This window comes from Actinoalloteichus fjordicus, assembly GCF_001941625.1.
Lineage (GTDB): Bacteria > Actinomycetota > Actinomycetes > Mycobacteriales > Pseudonocardiaceae > Actinoalloteichus_A > Actinoalloteichus_A fjordicus.
Window position 1 is genome coordinate 5310096 of record NZ_CP016076.1, and the last position, 21415, is coordinate 5331510.

The 21415-nt window shown below is 72.4% G+C and carries 16 protein-coding genes; 9 read left to right on the forward strand and 7 right to left on the reverse strand.

Annotated elements, in window-relative coordinates; genetic code table 11:
- Nucleotides 1–194: 194 nt before the first annotated feature.
- Together UA74_RS22475 and UA74_RS22480 are read right to left on the reverse strand one after the other, a co-directional pair.
- Nucleotides 195–845, reverse strand: a complete 651-nt coding sequence (locus UA74_RS22475) for a response regulator (RefSeq protein WP_075765391.1) — start codon at nt 843–845, stop codon at nt 195–197.
- Entirely contained in the window at nt 842–2056 is a 1215-nt protein-coding gene (locus UA74_RS22480) for a sensor histidine kinase (protein ID WP_075742028.1), read from the reverse strand. Before UA74_RS22480 ends, UA74_RS22475 begins: the two co-directional genes overlap by 4 nt.
- A 190-nt stretch (nt 2057–2246) precedes the next feature.
- On the opposite strand from UA74_RS22480, the gene UA74_RS22485 reads away from it, so the two are divergent.
- The 3 genes from UA74_RS22485 (at nt 2247) to UA74_RS22495 (ending at nt 5625) form a co-directional block, all read left to right on the forward strand.
- Entirely contained in the window at nt 2247–2651 is a 405-nt protein-coding gene (locus UA74_RS22485; RefSeq protein WP_075742029.1) for a hypothetical protein, read from the forward strand.
- A gap of 118 nt (nt 2652–2769) precedes the next feature.
- Complete coding sequence (locus UA74_RS22490) at nt 2770–4347, forward strand: multicopper oxidase family protein (protein WP_075765393.1); 1578 nt, start codon at nt 2770–2772, stop codon at nt 4345–4347.
- 423 nt (nt 4348–4770) lie between these two features.
- Nucleotides 4771–5625: an NAD(P)-dependent oxidoreductase gene (locus UA74_RS22495; protein WP_198042822.1), complete on the forward strand. Its 855-nt coding sequence runs from the start codon at nt 4771–4773 to the stop codon at nt 5623–5625.
- 354 nt (nt 5626–5979) lie between these two features.
- Here UA74_RS22495 and UA74_RS22500 read toward each other — a convergent pair whose 3' ends face one another.
- The gene (locus tag UA74_RS22500; protein WP_075742032.1) at nt 5980–7128 is read right to left on the reverse strand and encodes a TetR/AcrR family transcriptional regulator; all 1149 of its coding nucleotides are present in this window, start codon (nt 7126–7128) and stop codon (nt 5980–5982) included.
- Nucleotides 7129–7233: 105 nt separating this feature from the next.
- Here UA74_RS22500 and UA74_RS22505 point away from each other — a divergent pair, with 105 nt between their 5' ends.
- Complete coding sequence (locus UA74_RS22505; protein ID WP_075742033.1) at nt 7234–8469, forward strand: cytochrome P450; 1236 nt, start codon at nt 7234–7236, stop codon at nt 8467–8469.
- Between the two features lie 387 nt (nt 8470–8856).
- Nucleotides 8857–10167, forward strand: coding sequence for an ATP-dependent Clp protease ATP-binding subunit ClpX (clpX, locus tag UA74_RS22510; RefSeq protein WP_075765395.1), 1311 nt, complete (start codon nt 8857–8859; stop codon nt 10165–10167).
- Nucleotides 10168–10239: 72 nt separating this feature from the next.
- Here the strand turns inward: clpX and UA74_RS22515 are convergent, their stop codons facing one another.
- Nucleotides 10240–10983 (reverse strand): class I SAM-dependent DNA methyltransferase, encoded by a 744-nt coding sequence (locus UA74_RS22515; RefSeq protein ID WP_075765397.1) that lies wholly within the window; start codon nt 10981–10983, stop codon nt 10240–10242.
- A 177-nt stretch (nt 10984–11160) separates the two neighbouring features.
- On the opposite strand from UA74_RS22515, the gene UA74_RS22520 reads away from it, so the two are divergent.
- Together UA74_RS22520 and UA74_RS22525 are read left to right on the forward strand one after the other, a co-directional pair.
- A complete protein-coding gene (locus tag UA74_RS22520; RefSeq protein ID WP_075765399.1) occupies nt 11161–12021 on the forward strand; it encodes an MBL fold metallo-hydrolase in 861 nt (286 codons plus the stop codon).
- 110 nt (nt 12022–12131) lie between these two features.
- Nucleotides 12132–12530: an MmcQ/YjbR family DNA-binding protein gene (locus tag UA74_RS22525; protein WP_075742037.1), complete on the forward strand. Its 399-nt coding sequence runs from the start codon at nt 12132–12134 to the stop codon at nt 12528–12530.
- 234 nt (nt 12531–12764) lie between these two features.
- Here the strand turns inward: UA74_RS22525 and UA74_RS22530 are convergent, their stop codons facing one another.
- Both UA74_RS22530 and UA74_RS22535 read right to left on the reverse strand, forming a co-directional pair.
- Entirely contained in the window at nt 12765–13553 is a 789-nt protein-coding gene (locus tag UA74_RS22530) for a Clp protease N-terminal domain-containing protein (RefSeq protein WP_232237372.1), read from the reverse strand.
- A 340-nt stretch (nt 13554–13893) separates the two neighbouring features.
- Entirely contained in the window at nt 13894–14718 is an 825-nt protein-coding gene (locus tag UA74_RS22535) for a MerR family transcriptional regulator (RefSeq protein ID WP_075765401.1), read from the reverse strand.
- Nucleotides 14719–14910: 192 nt separating this feature from the next.
- Between UA74_RS22535 and UA74_RS22540 the strand changes: the two genes are divergently transcribed.
- Nucleotides 14911–15378: an NUDIX domain-containing protein gene (locus UA74_RS22540; RefSeq protein WP_075765403.1), complete on the forward strand. Its 468-nt coding sequence runs from the start codon at nt 14911–14913 to the stop codon at nt 15376–15378.
- Between the two features lie 451 nt (nt 15379–15829).
- Nucleotides 15830–19930, forward strand: coding sequence for a S1 family peptidase (locus UA74_RS22545; protein WP_075765405.1), 4101 nt, complete (start codon nt 15830–15832; stop codon nt 19928–19930).
- Between the two features lie 29 nt (nt 19931–19959).
- On the opposite strand, the gene UA74_RS22550 is transcribed toward UA74_RS22545, so the two are convergent.
- Nucleotides 19960–21414, reverse strand: coding sequence for a tetratricopeptide repeat protein (locus tag UA74_RS22550; RefSeq protein ID WP_075742041.1), 1455 nt, complete (start codon nt 21412–21414; stop codon nt 19960–19962).
- Between the last annotated feature and the right edge of the window lies 1 nt (nt 21415).

Below are 21415 nucleotides of genomic sequence, written 5' to 3' on the forward strand. Positions count from 1 at the left end.
GGCCGCGCGACCCGAGTACAACCTGCGCCTGCCGCCGCCCGGCACGCGGCGGGCCCGCCCACCGCCACGGCGACCGGACCCCGTTCCCGCCGATCGCCGCATCCGCTCACCGGCGTCCCGATCCTCCTTCGCGCCGACGTAGCCGAGCGATTCCCGACGGGGGCCGCAGCCTTGCGGGGCCCGCTGGGGCGTCCTCAGAGGTCCACCAGACCGCTCTCGTAGGCGAGCACGACGAGCTGCGCCCGGTCGCGGGCATCGAGTTTGGTGATCAGCCTGCTGACGTACGTGCGGGCGGTGGCCGGGCTGATGAACAAGACCTCCGCGATCTCCTGATTGTTCAGCCCGCGTCCGATCCTCGCGAGGACCTCACGCTCCCGAGCCGACAGGCTCGCGACGAGTTCTGGGCGGCCCCGCCGCCTGCCGACGGCCGCGGCGCGCATGACCTTCGCGGTGATCGACGGCGACAGCAGGGACTCCCCTGCCGCGACGCCGCGCACCGCGTGGCGCAGCTCCGCCGGTCCGATGTCCTTGAGCAGGTATCCGGCGGCACCCGCCCTGATCGCGGCGAACACGTTCTCGTCCTCGTCGAAGGTGGTGAGGATGAGCACCCTGACGTCGTCGAGCGTCGCGTCGTCGACGATCAGCCGGGTCGCCTCGATGCCGTCGAGACGAGGCATCCTGACATCCATCAGCACGACGTCGGGCCGATGCTCGCGGACGAGTGGCACGGCAACCACGCCGTCCGCCGCCTCGGCCACCACCGTGATGTCGCCGTCTCGCTCGACCAGCGCACGCAGACCCGAGCGCAGCAGCGGCTCGTCCTCGGCGATGACGACGCGAATCACGACGGCCTCCCGAGCGGCGGTCGGGCAGGCGGCGGTCCGGCCAGTGGAAACGTCGCCTCGACGAGGAGGCCCTCTGCCTGCGGCCGCACGGTCACCGTGCCGCCCAACAGCGCGGCCCGCTCCCGCATCCCGGCGATGCCTCGACCCGACGGCTGCTCCCCGCCGTCGCCGCCGAACCGCGTCCCCCGCCTGCCGTCGTCCTGAACGCGCAGGCGGAGTGTGTCGTCCTCGATCCTGGTCAGGACGATGACACCGGTCGCGTCGGCATGTCTGATCACGTTGGTCACGGCCTCCTGCACGATGCGATGGACTGTGGCGGCGACGGTGGCGGGCACCCGCGGGGGCTCGGCGATCAGCTCGGCCGTCACCTCGAGGCCTGCCTGACGCGCGCTGTCCAGGATGTCCTCGATGCCCGCGAGCCTCAGCGGCGCGCGGGCATCGTCCTCGTGGGCTCCCGGCGCGCGGAGCATGGCGACCGTCGAGCGCAGCTCGCGCAGGGATCGCGACGTCGCGTCGGTGACGTTGCCGAGCGACCGCATCGCGGCGTCCTCGTCCACGCCGATCGCCTCGCGGGCGACGTTGGCGTGGACGGACACGACCGTCAGTGCATGGCCGACCGTGTCGTGCAGATCGCGCGCGACTCGGAGCCGCTCCTCCTGCATGCGCTGTTCGGCCTGATCCCTGGCGTGTTCGCGTTCGAGGTGGACGATCCGCCGCTGCTGTTCCCGAAGCTGTCTGCGGCTGCGGACGGTGACGGCCAAGGCGATCGAGCAGCCGACGAGCGCTGCGTTGGTGAGCAGGTCGTAGGCGAGGACCTGCGCGGGCTCGTTCTCGGGAGCGATTCGGAAGAACCCGGACACGCCGAGCAGGACGAGGCCCGCGCCGATCGCCCAGCGCAACTGCCCGCTCTCGGCCGCGAAGTAGAGCGCGGCGACGGCGGGCACGGCCATGCCGATCGGCGGGTAGTCCAGGATGTAGTAACCGAAGATCGCCGCCAGCGTCGTCAGCAGCACCGCGACCGGCGCGTGGCGACGGGCGAGCAGTACCGCGCCGAGACCGCAGGCGAACAGGTACGCCCCGGCGTCCGCAGCCCCGCCCGGCGTGCCGATCGCGACGAGGAGCGAGAGCACGACGGCCTGCCCGACGGCGGTGAGGACGAGCAGGACCCACGCCGGGACCTCGTCGCTCTCCTCGCTCTCAGCTCGCCGCATTCCACCCCGTTCGCCCGTCTCCGCCGAGCGCCTCGGCGGAGACGGCAGTCATCGTGACACGTCCGCCGTCGCGGACGGGAGTAGCCGGGAGGCGACATCCGGAGTCGCCTCCCGACGTACGGGGACGCTCGGCGAGATGACGATTCTGGACCGACGCGACGGACCGCCCGGCCGCCATAGCGTTCCCGGCATGTCGAACTCACCGGCGTCGCAGGCAGGCTTGCCCCGGACTCGCGCCCTCAACTGGCCGCTGATCATCGGTCTCGCCGCCATCGCGCTCATCAGGCCGCTGTTCGGCCTGGTCGGCCTGATGGACCTGTTCGGAAGGCCCGCGACGCCGATCCTGCTGTTCGCCGGGATCTCGATCGCGTGGATTCTGCTCGTCGGGCTCACCGGGGTTGCTCGACCGGTGCTCACGCTCGTCCTCGCAGGCCTGATCTATGCCCTCGTCTCGATGGTGGTGGCCGGAGATCCGTTCAGCGGCGCGGTCGCCGCGCCCGTCGCGCTGCTCGGAATCCTGCTCACCGACATCGTCTGGGGTGCGGTGTGCGGTGTACTCGCCGCCGCCCTGCAACGCGTCAGGCGGGCCGGGTGAGCCGCCCGAGCCGCCGAGGCAGACTCCGCGTCCCGACATGTCACGAGCCTGCGCCGTCGGTCACCGCCGAGGCCCGTAGGCAGGCCTGCACCCCGCACGAGACTGGAGTTCCCTGCTGATGCCGTCGAGAAGAGCCTTCCTGACCACCGGCGGCGCCGCCGTCGCGGCCCTGGTGCTGCCGACCGCGCTCGGCGGGTGCAGCGGCAACGGCCTGTTCGTCCGCGGCGGCAACAACAGCAGCGAGAACAGCGCGGGAACCCTGCTCCGCAGCGAGGCGCCGCTGCCCGAGCCCTTCCAGGTCCCGCTGCCGATCCTGCCGGTGTTGGAGCCGGTGCGCGGCGAGGACGGCACCGACCACTACGAGATCGTGCAGCGCGCGGAGCGGATGGAGATCCTGCCAGGACTGTCGACGGAGATCTGGGGCTACAACGGTCTCTTCCCCGGCCCCACCATCGTCTCTCGTCGCGGGCGGCGCACCGTGGTGACTCATCGCAACGAGCTAACGGTGCCGGTGGTGGTCCACCTGCACGGCGGCCGGACCGCGCCGGAGCACGACGGCTACCCCACCGACCTGATCCTCCCGATGGGGGGAGATCACTCAGCGCACCAGCAGCACGCCGGGGCGAGCGTCGTCGGCAGCCGGGACTACGTCTACGAGCTGGACCAGCCCGCCGCGACCCTGTGGTACCACGACCATCGGATGGACTTCACCGGCCCGCAGGTCTATCGGGGTCTGGCGGGCTTTCATCTGATCCGCGACGACGAGGAGGAGGCGCTGCCCCTGCCGCGCGGCGAGCGGGAGGTGCCCCTGATGATCGCCGATCGCTCCTTCGCCTCGGACGGGGCGTTCCAGTATCCCTCGGTCGATCCCAGCCTCAACGGAACGCCGGGAGTCACCGCCGAATACATGAGCGGTGTGCTCGGGGACTGCATCCTGGTCAACGGCGCGCCGTGGCCGGTGCTGGCGGTGTCCGACACGAGATACCGGTTCCGCATCCTCAACGCATCCAATGCCCGCCGGTACCGACTGCGATTGGAAGGCGGCGGACCCTTCGTGCAGATCGGCAGCGACCTGGGGCTGCTGGCCGAACCGACGGCACACGAGGCGATCGACATCGCCCAGGCCGAGCGGTTCGACGTGATCATCGACTTCTCCGGGCACGACGTCGGCGACGAGATCACCATGGTCAACGATCACGGCCGCGACGGCACGGACCTGGTGATGCGCTTCGTCGTGACGCGGCGGGAATCGGACGACAGCGCCATCCCGGATCAGCTCGTGGAGCTGGAACGTCTGTCCGAAGAGGACGTGGTCACGGAGCGACAGTTCGTCTTCGCCAGGGGCGGCGCCGAGGCACACGGCATGACCTTGTGGACGGTGAACGGCGAGCCGTTCAGCACGGACGCCATCGCGGCGCGGCCGAGGCTGAGCACCGTCGAGCGATGGACCATCCGCGCGTTGAACGTCGAACATCCCTTCCACATTCACCTCGCGCCGTTCCAGGTCCTCAACACCGGCGGGAAGGACGACGCGGGCCCCTACAACCAGGGGTGGAAGGACACCGTCAATCTCGACAACGGCGGGCAGGCCGAACTGCTCATCCGGTTCGACGGCTACCGAGGCAGGTACGTCCTGCACTGTCACAACCTCGAGCACGAGGACATGATGATGATGGCCAACTTCGAGGTCGTCTGATCCGGTTGGTCCGCCAGTCGTCGCGCCCCGGCCGACGCTCGCCCCGCCCGGCCCGCAGTCGAAGGGCAGACCGGGCCGAGGGACGGATCGTCGATACCCCGAGGCGGGCCGCCGGCGCTGCGCGCGCCTGCGGCTGTCGATGTTCACGCCTGCCCCGACCGGAGCCCGGCTCTGGCGACGCGAGCCGCCCCGCACCGAGTCTCGCCGCGATCGGCCCTGCCGCCCAGCGCGGCGACGCGGAAGTCGCCGGGTGGCTCGGCAGAGCGCAGGCCCAGGATCGAGCCTTGACCTCAACCTTGGTTCTGCTTCTAGATTCTGCGCATCGGACACACCACGCCGCTGCGGCGACAGCCGTAGGCGGCGGAGCAGAGAGGCACGCCATTCATGACGACTACTGCTGACCAGCCCGGCCCATTCTCGTCCGTGACCGTGCTCGGTCTCGGCGAGATGGGCACGGCGCTCGCCGAGGCGTTCGTGCGCGGTGGGCACCCGACCACGGTGTGGAACCGCACGGCGGCCAAGGCCCGGGCGCTCGTCGAGCGGGGAGCACGGCAGGCCGCGACACCTCGGGAGGCCGTCGCGGCCGCTCCGCTGGTGATCGTCAACGTGAAGGGCAACGCGACCGCACGCGAGATCCTGGAATCGGCGGGTGCGGATCTGGTGGGTCGGGCGGTGGTGAACCTGACCGACGGCACCTCGGCCGAGGCCAGGGCGGTCGCCGGCTGGGCTGCGGAGCAGGGTGCGGAGTACCTGCACGGACAGATCCTGACGATCGCACCCGGCATCGGCCGGGCCGAGTCGGTGATCTTCTACGGCGGCTCGGCGGCCGTCTACGAGCGGCATCGGTCGGAGCTGGCGCTGTTGGCCGGTCGAGGAACGCTGGTCTCGGCCGACGCCGGAGTGCCGACCCTGTACGGGATGGCCGTGCACGGCACCATGTGGGGCACGCTCAACGGATTCCTGCACGCGGCGGCGCTGCTGTCGAACGAGGGCATCGAGGTCACCCGATTCCTCGAGCAGGCGGCACCCTCCGTGTCCGCGCTGCTCGCCACCCTGCCGTCGATCGCCGCCGAGGTAGACCGGGGCGAGTACGCCACGCCGTACGGTGCGCTGCGGCACCACCTGCCGTCGATCGAGGACCTGGTCCGGGAGAGCCGGGCACGCGGCATCGACCACGAACTGCCGGAGTACACGTTGGACCTGGTCGGCCGGGCGCTCGACGCGGGTCACGCGGACGACAGCTACTCGCGGCTGGTGGAGCACTTCCAGGCTCGGTGAGCGCCGTCGGCCGGGCTCGACATCGTCCGTGCCTGCCGATGGGGTCCGGCCTACGAGGTGACTCCCGGGCTCGGCCTCCTCCGAGGCTGAGGGCGGGTGGCGGCCCCGTTGCGTGCGCTGCCGAGATGCGGGCAGGCCGCCGTGGCTACCGCAGGGCGGAGTTCGCGCGGGGATTCCGTCATGCGAAACCCCGTCGGGGGCGAGCCCGCAGGAGGCACGTCATCGCAAGCGGCAAGGTCATCCGCTGCGACCGAGGCCAGCATCGACGGTCGCGGCCTCCGGCCCCGCTGACAGCGCCACCCCGACCAGACCCAGCCTGCCTCACGCCCTCGGTCATCACGACGACGGAGAGCGTCACAGCCAGGACGGCGGACCACTCTCGACACCCGGCCCGCCGTGCCGCGAGTCGTCGGGCGCGGCGACGACGTGGCAGGCGCCTCGGCCGTCGGCCCGGGCGACGATCCGGCCGGACTCGATCCGGACGGCGATCTCGGTCCCGTCGCTGACCGCAGGCACTCCGGCGGCCGAGGCCAGGGCGCCCGACTCGTCCAGTACCACCTGGAGCCGGGGCCACGCGGACTCGGGGAAGGCCTGCCGAAGGCAGCCCGCCAGGTCCGCGAGCACCAGCCTGGCCAACGGCGCCAACTCGCCCGTCTCCCCGGTGACCAGCACGGCGGTGACGCGCGTACCGGCAGGCACGGCACGCACGGCGTCCTCGGCGGCGGCGAGGCGATGCAGCCCGAGCACGGCCACCACCCCGTCGCCGAACTCGGCGGGAACGTCCCGGACCAGGTCGATCGACGCAGGAGGGGACCACGAGGCGTCGACCGGCTCGGCCTGAGTGAGGAACGGCGGGACCGTCCAGCCGTCGTCGAGATCGAGATCCACCGCCTGCTCACAGGCCTTGACGACGTTGAACGGTTCGAGGAAGCCGGGAGCGGCGGCGGCGAGTTGGCTCGCGCCGTGCAGGGTCGTCAGCACCGTCTCCGCCACCCGCACCAGCCTGCCCGGTCGCGCACCCCGCAGCGCCGGTCGTCGCGCGGCGACATCCTTGCGGGTCAGGTTCTCCAGCGCCAGCCCCAGCAGGAGCGCGTCCAGCTGCATGAGCTGCGCGAAGGGCTGCCTGGTCCGCCGCTCCACGAGGATCTCGGAGAACAGCTCCATGCCGAGCCGTGCCGAGCCGTGGGGCTCCTCGGTGTCGGCGAGCGGAAGTCGGGCGACCCAGGCGCGGGCCAGGGCGCCGAGCGCCTCGCGGGGCGTGCGGCCGGGCTCCTGATAGGACGGTGCGGGCTGCTGCCCGGCGATCTCGGCCAGGACGGCGAAGTACAGGGCCCGTTTGCCGGGGAAATTGGAGTAGACGGCGCCTCGGGTGAGCTCGGCCCGCTCGGCGATGGCGTCGACCTTCGCGTCGCGGAACCCGCGATCGGCGAACTCCTCGCGCGCCGCCGCCAGCACTCTGGCCCGGTTGCGCTCCTGCATCTCCGCCCGGTTGAGCCTGGCCATCGTGCTCCTCGTCCCGACGATCCGTCGTTCGCCCGTCGGTTCAAGATACCGACGGCATGTATATGATGAGAACATCTGATTGAAGCATCTGAAATTGGAGCGCGCATGGCAGCCGTCAGTGCCCAGGACCGCATCCCCGAGATCGACCTGTCCGATCCGGAGTTGATGCGGGACCCCTGGTCCCGGTACGGGGCGGCGCGCGAGCGATCACCACTGGCTCGACTGCTGATCCCCGGACTCGGCACGATGTGGGCCCTGCTGCGACACGACGGCGCCAGGGCGATGCTGAGCGACCCGCGATTCGAGCTCAATGCGGGCAGTTTCGCCCATCGACCGGCCGTCGCCGAGGAATACCTGCCCTACCTGCGGACCATGCAGGAGCTGGAGGGACCGGAACACCACCGACTCCGCAGGCTGGTGGCACCCGCGTTCACCGCGCGGCGCGCGGCGCGATTCCGGCCGAGGATCGAGCGCATCGTCCACCGTCTGCTCGACGAGCTGCCGGACCACGTCGCGGACGGCACCGTGGACCTGCAACGGCACTTCACCCGGCCGCTGCCGATGGACGTGATCTGCGAGCTGGTCGGCATCCCGGAGTCGGACCGGCCCCGGTGGCGGGAGTACGGCGCGATCATCGCCGCCGGTCACGGTGCCGGGCTGGCCGAGGCGATCCCCGGCATCGTCGAGGGCGCGACGGCGGCGGTCGCGGTGCGACGCGCCGAGCCCGCCGACGACCTGGTCTCCGATCTCCTCCGTGCCCAGTCCGAGGACGGCGACCGACTGGACGACGTCGAGCTGGTCACCCTGATCTGGAATGTCGTGCTCGCGGGCCAGACCCCGACGCACCTGGTGGCGAACTCCGTGGCGGCCCTGCTCGACCACCCGCAGCAGCTCGCCGCGCTCCGCGCCGACGACGCACTGCTGCCCGGCGCCGTCGAGGAGCTGACGCGCTGGTGCGGCCCGCAGCTGCTGGCGATCCCCCGGCAGGCACGGGAGGACGTCGAGATCCACGGCACGCTGATCAGCAGGGGGGACCGGGTGACGGCGGCGCTGGCGGCCGTCAACGGCGATCCTCGGGTGTACGCCGACCCCGACCGGCTCAACCTCCAGCGGACGCCGGGCGCGGCGGGACACCTCGGCTTCCTGCACGGTCCGCACTTCTGCCTCGGGGCGTCGATCGCCCGCGTGCAGACCGAGGTCGCGCTCGGCGCGCTGCTGCGGCGATTCCCCGACCTGGCGTCGGCAGGCACCCCGCAGCGCGTGCCCGATCCCGGCAACTGGCGACTGGCCGCCCTGCCCGTGACGCTCGGGGCGCCTGTCGCCGATCCCGCTCCGTCGTGAGCGGGAACGGCGTGGACGAGCTGCACGACGACCGGCAGGAGCCAGGACGGAGTGCTGGCGACCGGCGACGACACCGCAGATCGCCGTGCAGGCCCCCGCGCGACAGGAGGGCAGGGGCCGGCCTCTCTAGCCTCTCTAGCCGCCGAGGCGCGGCGGGCGTGCTGCCCGCCGGTCGACGGTCGTGCCCGACGGACGCCCGCCCCGGCACTCCGCTGTCGGGTCGATCACGACAGCCGGGAACCGAAGCGGGGCGCGGAACACGGCCGAGGTCGCGCAGATCCCGCAACGTCGTACCCGGGCGGCGCCGGTAGCGCCGACGTCCACCCCGGACCGGCCCCGACCACCCACGACCCCACCCGACCCGCCCAGCCGAGGAGACGCGCCCGAGTGCCTGAGATCAGCGAGGAGCCGACCTGCTCGTTCTGCGGAAAGGGCCGCCGACAGGTTCGGCGGCTCATCGCGGGACCCCTCGGCGTGGCGATCTGCGACGGGTGTGTCGCGCAGTGCACCGAGCTGGTCGCCGACGACGCGGAGTCCGCCCCCGACGGCGCCGGACCCGTCGAGCCCGACGGCAGGCCCGCGGGTGCGCGGCCGCCCCGCCCGAGGCCGCACGAGATCCACGCGCTGCTCGATCAGTACGTGGTCGGGCAGGACCAGGCCAAGCGGGTCCTCTCGATCGCGGTCTACAACCACTACAAGCGGATCGACACGAGGACGGCCTCCGTCGGACGTCATGCCGCCGAGAAGGACACCGTCGAACTCGGCAAGTCGAACGTCCTGCTGATCGGCCCCACCGGCTGCGGCAAGACTCATCTCGCCCAGACGCTCGCCCGCGCGCTCGACGTGCCGTTCGCCATGGCCGATGCCACCGCCCTCACCGAGGCGGGCTACGTCGGCGAGGACGTGGAGACCATGCTGGCCGCGTTGATCCGGGCCGCCGATCACGACGTCGAGCGGGCGGAGAGCGGCATCGTCTACCTCGACGAGATCGACAAGATCGCCCGGCGGAGTGCGCATCCGTCAACCACGCGGGACGTGTCCGGCGAGGGGGTCCAGCAGGCCTTGTTGAGCCTGCTGGCGGGCCGGATCGCGGAGGTCCCCCTCCACGGCGGACGCGGGCGGCCGGGTGACGAGCGTGTCGCACTCGACACGAGCAACGTGCTGTTCATCCTGGGCGGGGCCTTCACCGGGCTGGACCGGATCGTCGAGTCGCGGTCCGGCGGCGGCCTCGGCTTCGGCGTCGACATCCGCCCCCGGCAGGCGAGGGCCCCTCTCGAGGTGCTGCCCGCCGATCTCCAGCACTTCGGGCTGATCCCCGAGTTCATCGGCCGGATTCCGGTGGTGTCGCTGCTCGAGCCGCTGGACACCGCCGCGCTGGCCCGCGTGCTCACCGTGCCGCGCAACGCGCTGATCAAGCAGTACCGACGCCTCTTCGCCATCGACGGCGTGACACTGGAGTTCACCGAGGACGCCGTGCACGCGGTCGCCGAGCAGGCGCTGCTGCGCGGCACCGGCGCCCGCGCGGCCAGGGCGATCCTGGAGGAGGTCCTGCTCGACCCGATGTACGAGGTGCCGAGCCGAGCCGACGTGTCCACGGTGGTCATCACCCGAGACACCGTGCTGGCCAAGGTCGATCCGACGCTGCGGTCCCGATCGCGGCCCGCGTTCTGGTCCGAGCGACACGACCGCTCCGCCTGACCTTCGACGGGCGCCGAGACCGGCGAGGCGCCCGAGGCCCGCAAGACCCGGTGCCGGTGGCGCCGCCTCGCCTCAGCCCGCCCGGCGGGCGAAGGTGATGATCTCGATGCTCTGCTCGGTGACCGGGCTGCGGTCCCAGTCGCCGAACTGCTCCTCGACGACCAGCCCCGCCTCGGTCAGGAAGCTCGCCAGCTCCTCGACGTCCAGGAAGCGCAGCGTGCTCCGGCTCGTCTCGGGCTCCGCACGGTCGGAGGAAACGAAGGTGGTGGTGAAGCTGACCGTCCGGCCGTCGACGGGGGTGTCCACCTGGTTCCAGGTCCGGATCGTCGCGCCGGTCGGGCCGGTGATCTCCCGGACGTACTCGTCGGTCCACCGTTCCCAGGCGCGGGCGGACGGATTGCGCGTCTCGAAGGCGAACCGGCCGCCCTCGGTCAGCGCCGCGCGGATCGCGGCGAGCGAGCTGCGCAGCTCCTCGTCGGTGACGAACACCTGGAAGGCGTGGCCGGACATGACGACGAGGTCGAACTCGCCATCCCACGACGTCGAGCCGAGGTCGCCCTCGATCCACTCCACGTCCTCGCGAGTGCGGGCCTGGGCCAGCATCCCGGCGGCGGGGTCGAGGCCGCAGAGCCGCCCGGTGTGGCCCTCGTCGCGCGCCCGGTGCAGCAGGGTGCCGGTTCCGCAGCCGACGTCGAGCACCGCATCGGCGGCCAGCACCAACGGCAGGTAGAAGCCGAAGTCGCCGCGGCGCTCCCAGGTGTACTGCCGGTCGTAGAGCGCGGCGAGACCGGCATCGGCGAACTGGTGATCGACCACGCGGCTGAGGCTGTCATACCGCCCATCGCCCGCACCAGCGATTATCGGCCGTGGAGAGGGTCCACGGCGGGCCGGGACGGCCACGGGGCCGGACCTGCCGGTGGTTCGACCGTCGTCCCGCCCGACCGAGCCGCCGTCCGGTGCCGCAACCGGGCGCCTGCGGGATACCGTGCGCGGATGAGCCGTGTCACGAAGCCCGCGTCGACCAGCGGAGACCTCGACGTCGGTTGGCATGCGGGCTGGCCGTCGCCCAAGCACGATCCGGCTCCGGAGATCCAGGTGCACGCTTACGACGAGCGCACCGTCATCCTGCGGCAGAACATGTCGGTGCACTTCGAGGCCCCGTTCCTGTTCCTGCTCCTCGGGGCGGACCGGGCCCTGCTCCTCGACACCGGGGCGACCGAGGCGGCAGAGCACTTCCCCCTGCGACGGGTGGTCGACTCCCTGCTGGCGGATCGGATCCGACATCGCCCCGACTACGCCCTCGTGGTCGCGCACACCCACGGCCACGGCGATCATGTGGCGGGCGACCCGCAGTTCGTCGACCGCCCGAACACCACGATCGTGGGTCGGGAACTGGCCGACGTCGTCGGCTTCTTCGGGCTCCGGGACTGGCCCGCCGTCACTGGCGAGTTCGACCTGGGCGACCGACTGATCGACGTGATCCCCGGACCGGGCCATCAGGCAGCCGCCGTCGTGTTCCACGATCGCGACACCGGGCTGTTGTTCACCGGGGACACCTTCTATCCCGGCAGGCTGTACGTCGAGGACTGGCCTGCCTTCGCGGCCACCGTCGACCGGCTCACGGAGTTCTGCGCCCGACGCTCGGTGAGCGGCATCCTCGGCTGTCACATCGAGATGACCACCACGCCGGGGGTCGACTATCCGCGCGGCACCACCCACCAGCCTGCCGAGCCGCCGTTGGCGATGACCGTCGATCAGCTGGGGGACCTGCGTCGCGCGGTCGCCGAGATCGACGGGCGTCCCGGCGTCCACCGCTTCGACGACTTCATCATCCACAATCGCGGCGGCGAGTGAGGGTCGGCCCGTCGCGCCGTCAAGGGCGCCGGCGACGCCGTGCGTTCTCGCCGTACTCTCCGCACCGAGGACGCCGTCCACGATCGACCGTCGCCGAAGGGCCGCCGCACATGACACCGCAGGAGTTCATCGACATCGCGCTGTGGTTCCCGGAGTCGACCGAGACGCAGCCCTACGGCCCCGGCGCACTGGTCTACAAGGTCGCCGAGAAGTCGTTCGCGATCCTGGCCGACGGGCCCGCCGAGGAGCCGTCCCGGATTACCCTGAAGTGCGAACCGAGCCTCGCCGTGGAGCTGCGCGCGCAGTTCCCGAGCGTGACGCCCGGCTACCACACGGACAAGCGCCATTGGAACACGATCCTCTTGGACGGCACGGTCCCCGACGACGAGCTGGTGGAGATGACCGTGCACTCCTACCAGCGGGTCGTCGCCGGGCTGCGCAAGGCCGATCGGGACCGCCTCCGCGCCGTCCTCGGCGACGACGTGCCGCAGCTCCCGGCGGCGGGCTGACCGCCCCGGCGTCGAAGGACACGCGGCCGCAGGGCGCCGAGACGGACCGGGGACGGCCTTCCGGCAGTCCAGCGTGTCTTCGACGACGTCGATCCAGCCGCCAACCGCGCCTCGCCGCATTTTGCGTCAAGGCGGACCGAGGCGACTTCAGGCGGCCGAATCATCCGGGCGTGGCAACGGTCCGAGTCGATCGAACCAAGCTTGGACGGCGTCCACTCCTGTCCGAAGTAGACATCAATCCTCCGTCGCCGGAACGTCGGCCCGCTGTTCGAGGCGGTCGAGCCGGTCGAGGATCGGCCGGAGCTCATGGCGGACCGCCGTGGCCAGCATGGCGCCGACGTCCGCCGAGGCCGGGGCCGCCTGCGCGTTCGCTGCGGTCTGGGCACGCAGATGGACATACCCGGTGAGTGCGGCGGTGACCGCCCGGCGGGTCGACCGCAGATCGACGCCCAGCCCCCGGAGGACCTCCCCCGCCGCGCCGTCGGACTCGGCGACCAGGCCGAGCAGCAGGTGCTCACAGCCGACGTAGTCGTGTCCCAGCGCGATGGCCTCGGTGACCGTCAGTTCCAGGGCGTTGGCGGCGGAACCGCTGAACCGCAGCGCGGCGGGCCGCTCGGCACCGTCGCCGACCGTCGCCGAGACCCGCTCCAACTCCCGCCCGATCCGATCGGGCTCGATCTCCATGACCCGCAGCACCGGCAGCGCCAGGTTGCCGCCCTCGGCGAGCATTCCGCCGAGCAGGTGCTCGGTGCCGACGGTCGCGGCGCGCTGCTCGCGGGCCCGCGTGATCGCCAGCGAGATCACCGTGCGAGCACGATCGGTGAACCGGGACAGCCGAGCCGTCGGATCGTCCCCGTCCAGGTTGTCCAGCACGGTCCCGCGAATCGCGTTCACCCGCCGCACCGACGTCTCCAACGCCCGCTGGCAGATCGCCGACACGGGGATGCCGGACTCCCGGACCCCCTCGGCCAGCTCGTCCGGCAGATAGATATTGATCTTCGGCATCACGATCACCCTCGTCACTTCTCGAAGACTATGACCCCAGTTATAACCCCACTAGGGGTTATAAACAAGGAGGGGCTCCGACGAGTCCGCAGGAGAACGAGGTTGCACTCGATCTGCGCCGCACGGCGGCTCCCTCGCCGCCCTGCCGCTCGCCGGTGCCACCCGACACCCGACCTGACAGGTTCGACCGAGCTGGTCGCGTCCTCGGTGAAACGGGTCATGTCTTCCCGGCGGAGCCGGCCGGAACACGCGCAGGGGACCCGCTCAGACGAAACGGGTCCCCTGGCGGATGTGATCGCGCCGCACTACGGCAGGTCGCCTGCCGTCGTCGAGCGCAGGCGTAGCGTCCGGCCCGGCGTCAGCCCTCGGCCAGCAACGGCTCCTGGAACTCGGTGACCCAGGCGGACTCGTCCGCCGAGGTCTCCAGGTAGACCTCGCGGGCGTACCCGGTGCCGACCCGTCCCGACGCCTCGATCCAGCGGGCGATCTCCTGGACCACGGCGTCGGCCTCCGTCATCGAGCCGCGATGCACGATGGTCGCGGCCTCGACTGCGGGCAGGTCCACCACCGCGAGCGCGCCGGGAGCGGCAGGCCGCGGTTCCGCCGCCGCGACCGGGCAGGTTGCGTGCACCCGCACCCCTTCGCCGAGCGGCTCGTAGTAGGCGATGCCCGGCCCGATCGGGTGCAGGCCCTCCTCGACGAGCCTGCGGTGGAGCTCGTCGAACATCGGCGCGATGACCGGGCCGATGTCCTGCGCGGCGTAGCTCTCCGCCACCGCGCTCAACTCGGCCACCCGGACGGCGGGGACGTGCTTCACCAGTACCTCGTCGACGGACATGAGTCCCTCCTTCTCGATCACGAAGAGCCTCGCCTCGACTCTGGCCAGCCGCGCCCGATCCGCCGCCACCGCCGCCGCCAGCTCGGCGCGACGCAGCCGCAGCATGCCCTGCAACTCGGTCACGTCGATCTTCTCGTCGAGGATCGCGGCCACCTGTGCCAGCGTGAAGCCCAGGTCTTTCAGTGCGATGAGGCGGTTGAGCCTGGCGAGCTGAGCGGCGTCGTAATAGCGGTAGCCGCTCCACTCGTCGACGCGGGCCGGGCGAAGCAGCCCGATCGCGTCGTAGTGCCGCAGCATCCGCACCGACACGCGGCCGAGCCTGGCGAAGTCTCCGATGGTGAACATGACGACCTCAGGGATACGGCCTCACACGGTGTGAGAGTCACGTGGCGAGTGTCGGACACCGGGCTGCCTGCTGCCTCCTGACGACCGTGCACCCGCCCGGCGGCACGCCCCGGCCCGTCCCCTCGGCGCCCCGCCCGCCCGACGCGGTCGCCGCACGCGCGGCGAGTCCGCGCAGGCGGCACACTCGGCGGGATGACGGGCAGACACAGCGCCGGACTCCTGCTGTTCCGCACGCCAGGGCCGGACGTCGAGGTGCTCCTGGGTCACATGGGCGGGCCGTTCTGGGCCCGCCGCGACGCGGGCGCCTGGTCACTGCCCAAGGGCGAGTACCTCGAGGACGAGCCGCCCGAGGCGGCGGCGCGACGCGAGTTCCAGGAGGAGCTGGGCCTGCCCGCCCCGACCGGCGAACTGCTCCCCCTCGGGGAGGTGCGGCAGTCCGGCGGGAAGATCGTGACCGCCTGGGCCGTGGCGGGCGAGGTGGACCCGCATCGGGTGGTGCCCGGCACCTTCGACCTGGAATGGCCTCGGGGTTCGGGCCGGGTCCGGCAGTTCCCGGAGGTCGATCGCGTCCAGTGGTTCACGCTGCCCGAGGCCGCAGAACGGATCGTGGCGGCTCAGCGGGTGTTCCTGGATCGACTGGCGGAGCGGCTCGCTCCCTGAGCTGCGGCGGCCGGTCTGCTCTAGCCGCCGCGCGCGGACCCGCTGACCGCCGCCAGCCGGCTAGGCTGAGAACCGCGACCCCCGTGGGCGGCCGAGGAGACGCGGACGGCCCGGCGGTCGACGTCGTCGAGGTCGGGAGGCGTGCCGTGCGCGAGGGTTCGGTCGTACTCGACAGACCACAGTGGACTTCGGGACCACTGTGGACCTCGGCATCGGCTCGTCCGCCGGGCAGCACCGGCACACCCGATCTGACGCGGACGCCGGATGAGCGAGCAGGCGGCCGTCGGACGACAGACCGCCGCCCGCCGATGCGGGCCCGCCGCGAGACCGAAGCCGCCGCGCCGCGACACCTCGATCCCGACGGCGGGCCGATGCGGCGACCTCGGGCGGCGGGCCCCCACGGCCGGGCCGCACGCCGCCGCCGGGCTTCGCCGCAGGCAGTCGCGCGCACATGACCGTCGTCGGGGAGCGCGTCGCGGCGATCTGGACTCGTCGGTCGGACGGGCGCTGGCGGCTCGCGGGCTCCGGCTACGCCGTCGGCGGCGGGCTGGTCCTCACCGCCGCGCATGTGGTGGGCGACCGGCCGGTCCGAGTGCGACTGCTGGACGACTCCGGCGGGCTCGGGCGCACCCGCAGCGGCTCGACGGTGTGGCGGCGACTGGACGAGGGCTGCGACGCGGCCGTGGTGCGGCTTGCCGAGCCGCCCGCCGCCGCGCCCGTGCGCTGGGGCAGGCTGACCGGCCGCGCGCCGGGGGTCCGCTGCACGGCCGTCGGGTTTCCGCTGTTCAACGACGAGGCGGGACAGCCTGCCCCGGAGCAGCTCGACGGGCGGATCAACCCGATCACCCTGGGAACGCGGGGCAGGCAGGTCGTCGACGTCGAGAGTTGGCCGGGCGGTGCCGCCGAGGAACGGTCGCCGTGGAGCGGGATGTCGGGCGCCTCGGTCGTCGCGGGCGGCCGGGTGATCGGGGTGATCCGATTCGATGAGCGGGAGTTCGACGGCCGCCGCCTCTCGGCGACCCCGATCACCACGCTGCTGGCCGACGAGGAGTTCACGGCGCTGCTGCGGGAGTCGCTGCTCGACGACACGGCGGAGTCCGTCGAGCTGGCCGAGCTGCTCCGGCCGCTGCGGCGTCCCTCGGCGCGCAGCTCCCCCGTGGCACTGCTGCGCCCGGAGTTCGCCTCGGTGCCCTTCTACGGCCGCGACGCCGAACTGGCCGACCTCGCCGACTGGTGCGCCGATCCCGATGCGCAGCGGGTCGCCCTGATCGTCGGCGGCGGCGGGCAGGGCAAGACCAGGCTGGCCTACGAGCTGCTGCATCGTCAGCGGGAACAGGGCTGGGTCTGCGGCGTCCTCACCACCGCCGTCCCCGCCGCACGGACGCCCTTCGCCGCACTGCGCGACACGGCGCATCCGGTGCTGCTCGTCCTGGACTACGCGGAGACCCGCGTCGAGTACGTGCACGAGTTCGTCCGGGCACTGACGGACACCGTCGACCTCCGGCCGGTCCGCCTGCTGCTGCTGGCGCGCTCCGCAGGAGACTGGTGGCTGCACCTGCGCCGCCGGGAGGACTTCCTCAGCGACGCGCTGCCCGCCCGGCCGATGTTCACGCTGGCCCAGATGGAACCGACCGTCGAAGGACGTCGCCGAGCGTTCGACGAGGCGGTGCAGGCCCTGGCGGCCCGGCTGTCCGATCGACCGGATCTGCCGCACCACTCCGTCGACTCGGCGGCCTCCGAGTGGACACCGGATCTCGCGGGCGACGCCTACGGTCGCGTGCTCACGATCCACATCGCCGCGCTGGTGGCGCTGCTGCGTGACGGCCGCACCGTCCCCGCCACGACGGATCGCGGCCCCGGCCCGGTGATCCGACCGGCGGCGTACCCCGGTGGGCGGGCCGATCCCGCCCGAGGCGAATCGGAGCGCGACGACACGACGGCCTCGGCCGCCGGGCGCGCGGCGCAGAAGCGGGTCACCGCCGTGTCGACCACCGGCACGGCCTCGTCCGGACCCGCCGCCACGGCAGCCGAGACAGCCCCCGCCGGGCCGGGTCGCAGCGATCCTCTCGCGAGCGGATCGGGCCGGGCGCACGACATCGGCACGGCAGGAGGCCGCCCGACCGCCCGATCCGCCGCGACGACGACCGACGGCCGAGCGGGCGAGGCGTCGCTCGTCCTCGCGGGCGACTCGCGCGCGGCCGATCCCGCGCAGCGCCTCATCGACCACGAGCGGCGGTACTGGGATCGGATGGCCGTGCAGCACGGCATCGGCTATGCGTCGCTGCGGGAACGGGCCGTCGCCGCACTGCTGCTGCATCGCCCCGCCGACTCCGAGACGGCGATGACGCTCGTCGGACGGGCGATGATGAACGTGCCCGACGCAGGCGACCGCCGGGAGATCGCCCAGTGGGCACGGGCGCTGTATCCGCCGGAGGACGCCAGTGACGGATATCTGGGCGGCTTCCACCCCGACCTGCTCATGGAGCACTTCCTCGGTGAGCTGCTCGCCAGTGAGAACGATCTGTTGCCCGCGATCATCCCCGGCATCGACGGCGCCTCGGCGGTCCGGCTGCTGACCCAGATCGCCCGGGCCGCAGAGCATCCGGAGTTCTTCCCGTGGCTCGGCAGACGCATCGGCGACCTGATCAGGAGCTTCCCGCACGAACTCGCCGTCGCCGCCGTCGCGGTGGCCCCCTCCGCGCGATATCCCCGGCCGATCGCGGAGGCGCTCAGCGCCGTGCTGCGGGAGGAGGCGGACCACGGGCTCATCGCCGCGCTGCACCAGGCGATGCCGGAGCGGTCGCTGGCGCTGGCGGAACCGGCGGTGGAGGCGACCCGCCGGATGATCGACGCACTGGACGCGGACCCCGCCGCCGCGAACGCCACGGCACCGGCAGGCGGCACGTCGGGCGCGAACACGATCGCCGCGCAGGCCGTGCTGGCCGAGTCGCTGCGCAAGCTGGTCGTCCAGCTCGTCAACACCGATCGCGCCTCCGAGGCGCTGGACGCCGCGGGCCGCGCGGAGTCCGTCTACGGGAGCCTGGCCGCCCTCGACCCGGCCCGGTTCGCGGTGGACCTGGTCGAGGCGGGCGCGGTCACCGCGGCTCGCTGTGCCGAGGTCGGGCTGACCTCGGCGGCGATGCTCGCCATCCAGCGCGCCCTTGCCGTGTTCAACGGGCTCGGCGAGCAGGGTCCACGACATCGTCCGGTGTCGGCTCGGCTGCTGGCCTGCTATGCCCGCATCCTCCAGGACACCCCGGACGACGGGTTGAGCACCTTCATGTCGAACCGCGCCGTCGCCCTGTACGAGGGGCTGTACCGGGAGAACCCGCGCGATCACCGGGAGCCGCTCGCCGAGTGCCTCACCGACCGGGCCGATCACCTGTGCGAGGTCGGCAGTCCCGACGACGCCGTGCGCGATCTGGACACCGCGATGGCGCTGTACGAGGTGCTGAGCGACGAATGGCCGGACCGGTACGACGCCGTCATCGTCGGGGTGATTCATCGCAAGGCCGTCGCCCTGCTGCTCGCGGACCGGCCTGCCGAGGCCGAAGAGCACATCACTCGCGTCGTCGCCTTCCTCCGGCCGGCCGAGCAGGACGAATCGGCGGGCAGCGGGCGACTGGTGTCGGCTCTGCTCACCCACAGCGCCGCCGCCCTGCGCCAGGGTGACCTGCTCACCGCGCTGAACACGGCGGAGGAGGCAGGCAAGCTGGCCGACGCACTCGGCGAGGACGACATCCTGGCGCATCTGCCCTCGGCCTCCGAGGCGCGCAGGCACCTCGCCGACTGCTACGGGGCCTCCGGCAGCTTCGACGTGGCGATCTCCCATGCGGCAGCCGCCGTCGAGTCCTTCCAGATGATGAGCGAACGGGAGCCGGATCGCTACGAGCCCGCACTGGCGGTGGCGATGAACACGATGGTCCGCTGGCTGATCGCGGGTGGTCAGGGCCCTGCGGGCCTCACCTCCGCCGAGGAGGCGCTGGCATTGAGCACCAGGCTGGCCCGCCGAAGCCCCCGACGGCACCGCGACGAGCTGGCGGATGCGCTGTCCCTGCTGACCCGGTGTCGCAGCGCGGCGGGTCTGTCCGCCGAGGCCGCCGAGACCGCCGAGGAGGCGGTGGCCTGCTGGGAGCAGCTCGTGTCCGATCGCGGGCTCGGGCGGCATCGGGAGGAGCTGGCCGTCGCTCTGGTCGAGCTGGCGCGTCTTCGTCGTGCGGCAGGCACGGTCGAGACCGCACTGCCCCTGTTCAAGCGGGCCTTTCTCCTGCGGTCCGATCTCGCCGCCGAGCACCCGGAACGGGGCCGGTCGGCCGTGGCGAACCTCGCCGTCGAGTGGGCCGCCGTGCTGCGGTCGGTGGGCAGGCCCGAGGCGGCGAGCGCGATGGCGGCGCATGCCTGGCGACTCGCGACGGCCGACGGGATCGAGCAGGCGCACACCGCGTTACGCCGGGAGCTGCCCCGGCTGTACTCGGCCGCACCGGACGCCCTGGCCGAGGCCTGGCGGTCGGAGTCCGGGGGCGAGCTGCCCGACTGGGTGCGTGGCGAGTAGAGGACCCGCGTGGTCAATGCCCCGCATGGTCAGGATCCCGGTTGGTTCGATGCTCGCCAGCCGGAGCCCGCCCGCGCATTCTGTCGACGGCCGACGGCCCAGAACACCGACGACAGCATGAGCAGCAGGCCGCCCGCCATGCCCCAGCCCGATCCCGGTCCCCAGGCCAGCAGCCCGGCCGCCGTGGCCATCGAGGCGTTCGCGGCGGCGATGGCGATCCGGCCGGGAAAGCGCAGTTGCTCCTCGGCGCGGGGGTTGGCGGGCAGGCTCAGCAGCACGAGGGCGACCGGCGCCGCGGTCATCACCCCCACCGCGACGGCGGCGGACTCCCAGCCCAGCAGCGTCAACAGCACGACGACGACGACGGTGGCCGCCGTCCAGAGCATGGACTTCTCCTGCTGGCGCCACGAGCCCACCGAGAGCACGTTCGCAGGCACCTCGGTGAGCAGGCTGCGTCGCACCCGGACCTGCGCCCACACGGCGGTGACGTAGGCCAGCACGCCGACGCCGATCGGCAGCCAGACCACCGAGGCGGGCACCACGGACGCCGTGATCCCGCACACCGCCGTCAGCCCGCCCGACCAGACGTACAGCGGTTCCCTGGGGACCGCGTCGCGCAGGAAGCGTCGGGTCTGCCGGGGCATGGTCAGCTGGCCGATGGCCGAGGGAGACAGCAGCACCGCGACGACGACGCCGGTCACCAGGCGAGGCACCGCCGACCAGTCCGCGCTCAGTTGTAACCAGCTCAGCACGCCCGCCGTCACCAGCAGGGCACCGCCGAGCACCAGATACTGCGCCACGAGCTGCATCAGCCGAAGGACGATCGGCACCCTGGTATTGCGCAGCGCCGAGGAGTCCAGCGAGTTGGCCGTCTCCCACAGGCGCCAGGCGTGGGCGGGCTGGGCGGCCGGGTCCCGACTCATGCCCAGCGCGGTGATCAGCTGCGGCGACTGCGGGTGACGCGCGACGGCCGCCTCCAGGATCTCGACGGCCTGCATCCGCCTGCCGACCAGCAGCAGGGCCATGCCGACGTTCGCGGCCACGACCGGGCTCACGGGCGAGTCGAGCGCCAGGGCCCGCTCGGCCATGGCGATCACCTCCGCCGCCGAGTGCCCGTCCAGGCCCTGGACGATCCCCAGCGCGAGGGTCTGCGCCCGAACCGAGTGGCACCAGGCGTCCTCCGGACACAGACCCACCGCGATGGCCGAGGCGAGCCGGGCCTCGGCGAACTCCCCCGTCTCCACCAACACCTGCGCGTGCAGCGCATGGGCCTCGCCGTCGTCGGGGAAGGCGGCGAGCGCCTCACGGACCGCGTGCAGCGCCTCCTGGTTCTGCCCGCGCGCCAGGTGCACCGAGGTGCGCAGCGCCCAGGCCTCGCCGTCGTCGGGGTCGCGGGCCAGCGCCTCGCCGATCAACCGCATCGCCGCGTCGTGCTTGCCTGCCGACAGCAGCAGCATCGCGCGTTCGCCCTGATCCTCGTCCATC